Source organism: Geodermatophilus sp. SYSU D00867 (genome assembly GCF_054050315.1).
Genome location: NZ_JBJGZC010000013.1, coordinates 151,529 through 159,052 on the forward strand (window position 1 = coordinate 151,529; position 7,524 = coordinate 159,052).

General features: G+C 76.4%; 8 protein-coding genes. 3 read left to right on the plus strand and 5 right to left on the minus strand.

The annotated features are described in order from the left end of the window. Positions 1-105: 105 nt before the first annotated feature. On the minus strand, positions 106-1,665 hold the full coding sequence (locus ACI8AK_RS14315) for an MFS transporter (protein ID WP_456956780.1): 1,560 nt from the start codon (positions 1,663-1,665) through the stop codon (positions 106-108). 115 nt (positions 1,666-1,780) lie between these two features. Further along, positions 1,781-2,188: a RidA family protein gene (locus ACI8AK_RS14320; protein ID WP_387993182.1), complete on the minus strand. Its 408-nt coding sequence runs from the start codon at positions 2,186-2,188 to the stop codon at positions 1,781-1,783. 59 nt (positions 2,189-2,247) lie between these two features. On the opposite strand from ACI8AK_RS14320, the gene ACI8AK_RS14325 reads away from it, so the two are divergent. From ACI8AK_RS14325 to ACI8AK_RS14335, 3 genes are read left to right on the plus strand one after another with little or no spacing between them, the layout of a single operon-like run. Further along, the gene (locus ACI8AK_RS14325) at positions 2,248-2,859 is read left to right on the plus strand and encodes a TetR/AcrR family transcriptional regulator (protein ID WP_456902140.1); all 612 of its coding nucleotides are present in this window, start codon (positions 2,248-2,250) and stop codon (positions 2,857-2,859) included. Between the two features lie 52 nt (positions 2,860-2,911). Next, positions 2,912-3,835 (plus strand): helix-turn-helix domain-containing protein, encoded by a 924-nt coding sequence (locus tag ACI8AK_RS14330; RefSeq protein WP_387993188.1) that lies wholly within the window; start codon positions 2,912-2,914, stop codon positions 3,833-3,835. Then, entirely contained in the window at positions 3,832-4,380 is a 549-nt protein-coding gene (locus ACI8AK_RS14335) for a dihydrofolate reductase family protein (protein ID WP_456956782.1), read from the plus strand. Before ACI8AK_RS14330 ends, ACI8AK_RS14335 begins: the two co-directional genes overlap by 4 nt. Before the next feature lie 205 nt (positions 4,381-4,585). Here ACI8AK_RS14335 and ACI8AK_RS14340 read toward each other — a convergent pair whose 3' ends face one another. From ACI8AK_RS14340 to ACI8AK_RS14350, 3 genes are all read right to left on the minus strand, one after another. Further along, on the minus strand, positions 4,586-5,185 hold the full coding sequence (locus ACI8AK_RS14340) for a YceI family protein (RefSeq protein WP_387993194.1): 600 nt from the start codon (positions 5,183-5,185) through the stop codon (positions 4,586-4,588). A 92-nt stretch (positions 5,186-5,277) separates the two neighbouring features. After that, entirely contained in the window at positions 5,278-6,087 is an 810-nt protein-coding gene (locus ACI8AK_RS14345) for an acyl-CoA thioesterase (RefSeq protein ID WP_387993197.1), read from the minus strand. A 68-nt stretch (positions 6,088-6,155) separates the two neighbouring features. Further along, complete coding sequence (locus ACI8AK_RS14350) at positions 6,156-7,298, minus strand: thiolase family protein (protein WP_456956784.1); 1,143 nt, start codon at positions 7,296-7,298, stop codon at positions 6,156-6,158. Between the last annotated feature and the right edge of the window lie 226 nt (positions 7,299-7,524).

Sequence of the window (7,524 nt, forward strand, 5' to 3'; positions counted from 1 at the left end):
CGTGCACACGACGCGGACCTCCTCCGCCCGGTCGACGTCGGTGACCGGGATCGGCACCCGCTCCACGTCCGTCGTGCGGTCCTCCTCGCCGGGCGTGGCCGTGCCCTATCCGTGCCAGGCGTGGCCGTGGCTGTGCACGCCGTCGGGACCGTGCCGCTCGTCGGGCACCGGGCCGCCGTCGTCCGCGGCCCGGCCGGCCCCGTCGTCGTCGCGGCCGCGGTTGCGCCGGAGGTCGACCACGCCGAGCGCGAGCGCGGCGGCGGCGCCGAGGACGGACACGGCCAGCCCGGCCGCGGCCGCCGTCGGGTAGTCCCCGGACGCCGACAGCACGAGGTAGAACAGGCCCGGCAGCGCCGCGGTGCCGACGGCCGCGCCGAAGCGCTGCGCCGTCTGCAGACCCCCGCCGGCCGACCCGGCCATGGACACCGGGACGTCGCGCAGGGTCATCGTGATGTTGGGCGAGATGACGAACCCGCCGCCGATGCCGCCGACCAGCAGCGCCGGCGCGATCGCCCACCCGGCCGCCGACGGCGGGACCAGCAGCAGGACCACCGCGGCCGCCGCGAGGCCGACCATGACGCCCGACAGCCCGAACACCGTCAGCCTCCGGCCGTGCCGCTCCACCAGCCGCCCGGCCACGACCGCCGCCGACGCCGACCCGAGCGCGAACGGCGTCACCGCGAGCCCCGACTGCAGCGGCGTGTAGTCCAGCCCGGTCTGGAAGAAGAGCGCGAACACCAGCCAGATGCCGCTGAACCCGACGAAGTAGACGGTGCCCAGCGCCGCGCCGATGCCGTAGCCGCGGGTCCGGGTGACCAGACGGGGGTCGAACACCGGCTGCCCGTCGCGGGCCACCACCCGCCGCTCCCACGCGACGAAGACCGCGAGCAGCGCCGCCCCGACGAGGAACAGCCACCACAGCCGCGCGAGCCCGCCGGACTCGGCCTGCACCAGCGGGAACAGCACGGCGAGCGCCCCGGCGCCGAGCAGCAGCACCCCGACGACGTCGATCCGCCCGCGCCCGCCGCCGCCGCCGCCGCGGGGCAGCAGCCGCAGGGCGAGCGCGAACGCGACGACGCCGATCGGCACGTTGACGTAGAACAGCCAGCGCCAGCCGCCGGGCCCGTCGGCCAGGCCGAGGATCGCGCCGCCGACGACCGGGCCGACGGCGGTCGAGATCCCGACCGTGGCGCCGAACAGGCCGAAGGCCCGCCCGCGCTCGGCGCCGCGGAACAGCTGCTGGATGAGCGCGGAGTTCTGCGGCGCCAGGCACCCGGCCGCCAGCCCCTGCACCAGCCGGGCGGCGACCAGCCAGCCCACCGACGGCGCCGCCCCGGCCGCGGCGCTGGAGAGCACGAACCCGGCCAGCCCGAGCAGGAACAGCCGCCGGCGGCCGAACGCGTCGCCCAGCCGGCCGGCGGGGACCAGCATCAGCCCGAAGGTCAGCGCGTAGCCGGACACCACCCACTGCACGGTCGCGGGCGTCGCCCCGAGGTCGGACTGCAGCGAGGGCAGCGCCACCGACACGATGCTGACGTCGAGCAGGCTCATGAACCCGACGACGAGGGTCACCGACAGCGCGGTCCACCGCTTCGGGTCCGGGCGGTACCCCTCCTCCCCGGCGACGGCCTGCGACGGGGCGTCGGTGGATGCGCGTGGCGGCACGGGGAGGCCTCTTCCGGTGGTGCAGCGGGAGGCGCGGCCGCCGTCCGGCCGGCCGCGCCGTGCTGCCCTACCCGGTCGTGCCCCACCGACACCCGGGGGTGCCGGTGGGGCACGGTCAGTCGAGGACGGCGGTGGCGTCCACCTCGACCAGCAGGTCCGGCTCGGCGAGCGCGGCCACGGGGAGCAGGGTGACCGGCCGGGTCAGGTCGCGGCCGAGCCGGGCCGACGCCCGGGCCACGCCCTCGCCCAGCGCCGGCAGCGCCTCCGGGGACCAGCCGACGACGTAGAGGACGAGCTTGGCGACGTCGTCGAAGGTGCCGCCGGCGGCCTCCAGCGCGGTGGCCACGTTGAGGAACGCCTGCTCGGTCTGCGCGGCGAGGTCGCCGGGGCCGACGGGCTCCCCCTCGGCGGTGCGGGCGACCTGGCCGGCCAGGTACACGGTGCGGCTGCCGGTGGCGACCGCCACCTGGCGGTAGACGCCGGGGACGGGCAGGCCGGGCGGGTCGATCAGCCGGACGGTCACGGCTCCTCCTCGGGGGTGGTGGGGGCCAGAACATAAAGGTGCTATGCGACAGTTCCGGGATGCCGCGACGTCCCGACCCCGCCGTCCGCCGGCTGCTGGTCGAGCGGGCGGCGCGGATGCTCGCCGGCCGGGAGCCGGTGACCCTGCGCGCGCTGGTCGAGGGCACCGGCGCCTCGACGATGGCCGTGTACACGCACTTCGGCGGCATGCCGGGGCTGTGGAGGGCGGTGCGGCAGGAGGGCTTCACCCGGCTCGCGGCCCGGCTGGACGCCGTCGCCCGCACCGCCGACCCGGTCCACGACCTCGCCGCGCTCGGCGTCGCCTACGCACGCAACGCGCTGGACGCCCCGGAGCTGTACCGGGCGATGTTCGACGCCCGCGCCGACCTCGCCGACGCACGGGCCGCCGACGCGACCTTCCAGCGCCTGGTGGACGCCGCCGCCCGCGCCCGCGACGACGGCCGGCTGGCCCCGGGCACCGACCCGCTCGCCCTGGCCACGCGGTACTGGGCCGCCGGGCACGGCCTGGTGTCGCTGGTCGTGCAGGGCGTGCTGCCCGCCGGGGTCCTGGAGCCGCAGGCCGTCGAGACCGCCGTCGCCCTGCTCACCGCCGCTGGCGACGACCCCGCCCGCTGCCGGGCCTCGGTGCGGCGCGCCTGGTCCGCCGGCTGACAGCGCAAGAACGGTCGGGCCACACGGCGGCCCGGGTCGCCAGACTCGACGCGTGACCCCGCCCGGCCGCGACCGCCTCCGCGAACTGCTCGACGCCGTGCTCGACGAGGACAACCGCACGCTCTCGGACATGGCCGGCGACGCGTACGCCTCGCCGTTCCACTTCAGCCGGCAGGTGTCCGGCGGCGCCGGGGAGTCACCGGTCGCGCTGCGCCGCCGGGTGGTGCTCGAGCGGGCGGCCTGGCAGCTGCGGCAGGGCGCGAGCGTCACCGACGCCGCGTTCGCCGCGGGCTACGAGTCGGTCGAGGGCTTCAGCCGGGCGTTCGCGCGGGCCTACGGCCGCAGCCCGGGCTCGGCCGACACCGGCAGCGCCGCGCGGGACGGGCACTGGCTGCCCGCGCCCAACGGCATCCACTTCCACCCGCCGGCGTCGCTGTGGGTCGCCGACGAGCCCGCGCGCCGCGGCGGCGACCAGGTGACCGCGCTGCTGGTGCACCACGGCGTCGAGGACACCCGCGCCCTGCTGGAGCTGGCCAAGGGCCTGCCCGAGGAGGAGTACCGGCGGGTGCGGGCGCCGGGCCTGACGGTCCTCGCCTGGGACGGCGCCGAGGAGACGCTCGCGGCCGTCCTCGACGCCCTCGTCTGGTCGCTCGAGGTGTGGGTCGCCTCGATCGAGGGCGGGGAGCACCCCGTCCGCGGCGCCGACGACCCGGCCGCGCTGATCGACCGGCACGACGCCGTCGCGCCGCGCTGGCTCGCCGCCGTCCGCGAGATCGCCCGCCGCGGCGCCTGGGGCGACCGGCTGGTCGACGCGCTGTGCGAGCCGCCGGAGAGCTTCGTCCTCGGCAGCGTCGTCGCGCACGTCCTCACCTTCTCCGCGCACCGCCGGCTGCTCGCCCGGCACTGGCTGCGCGACGCCGGCGTCGCGGTCGACGCCGGCGACCCCATCGAGTGGCTCTCCAGGAGGGACCGATGACCCGCACCGTCTACTACACCGCCACGACCCTCGACGGCTTCATCGCCGGCCCCGGCCACTCGCTGGACTGGCTGCTCACCCGCGAGGCCGACGCCGAGGGGGCGATGGGCTACCAGGCGTTCGAGAAGACCGTCGGCTCGCTGGTCATGGGCGCCTCCACGTACGAGTGGGTGCGCGAGCACGGCGGCGCGGACACCTGGAGCTACGACCAGCCCGCCTGGGTGCTCACCCACCGGCAGCTGACGCCGTACGAGGGCGCGGACGTCCGCTTCACCAGCGCGGACACCCCCGACGACCTGCGCGCGCTGCACGCGGAGATGACCGCGGCGGCCGGCGACCTGGACGTGTGGATCGTCGGCGGCGGCCCGGTGGCCGCGCAGTTCGCCCGGGCGGGACTGCTGGACGAGGTGGTCGTCTCCATCGCGCCGGTCACGCTGGGCGCCGGGATGCCGCTGCTGCCGGCGCACGTCGAGCTGGTCACCCGGGAGGTCGCGCAGAACGGCGAGTTCGTCGTCGTGCGGTACGACGTCGTCCGTCCCGGCTGAGCGCCGCACCCGGGCGGCCGGTCCGAGGGGGCGGATCGGGCCGCCGGGGTACGCCGCTCCGGCCAGGACCGCGATCCCGTGTCGACACCTCGACGCGGCGACAAGCCTCCGTGCCGACATGCCTCCGTGCCGACAAGCCTCCGTGCCGACATGCCTCCGTGCCGATCCGGCGACGTGGCGACCTGCCGACGGGTCGACGGGAGGGTCAGGCGGCGCGGATCACCGAGACGTCGAACTCGACCTGGATGCGGTCGCTGACGAGCCACCCGCCCGTCTCCAGTGCGGTGTTCCAGGTCAGGCCCCACTCGCTGCGCTTGATCGCCAGCGCCCCCTCGAAGCCGACCCGGGTGTTGCCGAACGGGTCCTTCGCCGAGCCGGTCATCGCGAACTCCACGGTCACCGGGCGGGTGACGTCGCGGATGGTGAGGTCGCCGGTCACCTGGTAGGTGTCGTCGTCGGTCTGCTCGACGTCGGTGGAGGTGAACACCATCTCCGGGAAACGCTCGACGTCGAGGAAGTCCGGCGAGCGCAGGTGCGCGTCCCGGTCGGCCTGGCCGGTGTCGATGCTCGCGGTCCTGATCCGGATCGTCACGCTGCTGGCCCCGGGCTTCTGCACGTCGAGGTGCGCCTCGCCGGCGAAGTCGGTGAACGCGCCGCGGACGGTCGTCACCATCGCGTGCCGTGCCCGGATGCCGATCCGGGTGTGCGCCACGTCGATGGTGTAGTCGCCCGTGACGTCGGCCAGCGCGGCCGTCGCCGCGTCGAAGTCGGTGGGGTCGCTCTCTGCTGCCCGGTGCTTCGCCACGTGTCCCGTCCTTCCCCCTCGCTGACACACCATCCTCGCCGATCCCGCCGACGGTGCCACCGCCGGGCTCCGGGAACGGGCGGCGGACGGCCTCAGCGACCCGGGCGGAACGGGTTGCGGCCCGGCCGGAACAGCGTCTCCTGGGTCAGGCTCGCGGCCAGGACGCCGTCGCGGGTGGTCACCGAGCCGGTGTACCAGCCGCGCCCGCCGGACACGGTGTGCGGGACCAGGTCCACGAGCACCCAGTCGTCGAGCCGGGCCGTCCGGTGGAACCACACCGCGTGGTCCAGCGTCGGGCCGGGCGCCGCCTCGTCCTCGGGCAGCGCGGACAGCCCGGTGCCGATGTCGGACAGGTAGGTGAGCGCGCAGGCGTGCACCAGTGGGTCGTCGGGCAGCGCCACGGTGGACCGCGACCAGAACCGGGTCGGCCAGGAGGCGGCCGGGTGCGGCTGGGAGGGCCGGCGGCCGTCCATGGTGAACAGCCGGGGCAGCGCGAACGGCTCGCACTCCGCGGGGTCCTCGGCCGCCGGCGCCGCGGCCACCTGGACGTCGGGCCCGGCGGTGGGCGCCTGGAACGACGCCGACATCGACAGCACCACCTCGCCGCCCTGCACCGCGACCACCCGGCGCGCGGAGAACGACCCGCCGTCGCGGTCGCGGTCGACGCGGAAGACGGTCGGCCGGGCGGCGTCGCCGCTGCGGAGGAAGTAGCCGTGCAGCGAGTGCGGCAGCCGGTCGGACGCCACCGTGCGGCCGGCGGCGAGCAGCGCCTGCGCCGCGACCTGCCCGCCGTAGAGCGGGAACGGGTCGGTGAACACCAGCGCGCTGCGGTAGAGGTCCCGGTCGATCTCCTCGAGCGTCAGGACGTCGAGCAGGGTCGGCTCTCCCGCGGTCGTGGTCACGACCGGCGAAACTAACCGGGCCCGGAGCCGCCGTGCGAGGCGGCCCCGGGCCCGAGGGAGCAGTGCGGTTACAGCAGCTCGAGGATGGTGGCGTTGGCCTGGCCGCCGCCCTCGCACATCGTCTGCAGGCCGTAGCGGATGCCGTTGTCGCGCATGTGGTGCACCAGCGTCGTCATGATCCGCGCGCCCGAGCCGCCGAGCGGGTGGCCCAGGGCGATGGCGCCGCCGTTGGGGTTGAGCGACTTCTCGTCGGCGCCGAGGTCGGCCAGCCAGGCCAGCGGCACCGGCGCGAAGGCCTCGTTGACCTCGAACACGCCGATCTCGTCGATCGACAGCCCCGACCGCGCCAGCGCCTTCTGCGTGGCCGGGATCGGCGCGGTGAGCATGACCACCGGGTCGGCGCCGGCCAGCACCGCGGTGTGCACCCGGGCGATCGGCCGCAGACCGAGCTCGGCGGCCTTCTCGCTGGTGGTCATGAGCAGCGCGGCCGAGCCGTCGGAGATCTGCGAGGAGTTGCCGGCGGTGATGACGCCGTCCTCCCTGAACGCCGTCCTCAGGCCGGCGAGCTTCTCCACCGTCGACTCGCGGATGCCCTCGTCCTGGCCGACGACGGTGCCGTCGGGGGTGGTCACCGGCGCGATCTGGGCGTCGAAGCGGCCCTCGGCGCGGGCGGCGGCGGCCTTCTCGTGGGAGGCGACGGAGAACTCGTCGCAGCGCTGGCGCGACAGGCCCCACCGCTCGGCGATCGTCTCCGCACCCAGGCCCTGGTTGATCTTCGCGCCGCCGTAGCGCTCGGAGAACCTCGTCCCGAACGGGTCGGCGTCCTGCCGCGCGCTGCCCATCGGCACCCGCGACATGGACTCGACGCCGCCGGCCACGACGACGTCGTACTGACCCGACACCAGGCCCGCGGCGGCGAAGTGCACCGACTGCTGCGAGGAGCCGCACTGCCGGTCGACGGTCACGCCGGTGACCGTCTCCGGCCAGCCCGCGGCGAGCGCCGCCGTCCGGGCGATGTCGAAGGTCTGCTCGCCGACCTGGGACACGCAGCCCCAGATGACGTCCTCGATCTCGGCCGGGTCGACGCCGGCCCGCTCGGCCAGCGAGGTGAGGACGTGCGCGGACAGGTCGACCGGGTGCACCCCGGACAGCCCGCCGTTGCGCTTGCCCACGGGCGTGCGCACCGCCTCGACGATCACCGCGTCACGCATGTCTGCTCCCTCCGAGCGGGTGTGGTGCCCGGCACACTAACCCGCGCTCCTGGCGACCTCCGCCGCCCGGGCCGGGGGGGGGGGGGGGGGGGGGGGGGGGGGGGGGGCGGGCGGGGGGGGGGGGGGGGGGGGGGGGGCGGGGGGGGGGGGGGGGGGGGGGGGGGGGGGGGGGGGGGGGGGGGGGGGGGGGGGGGGGGGGGGGGGGGGGGGGGCGGGGGGGGGGGGG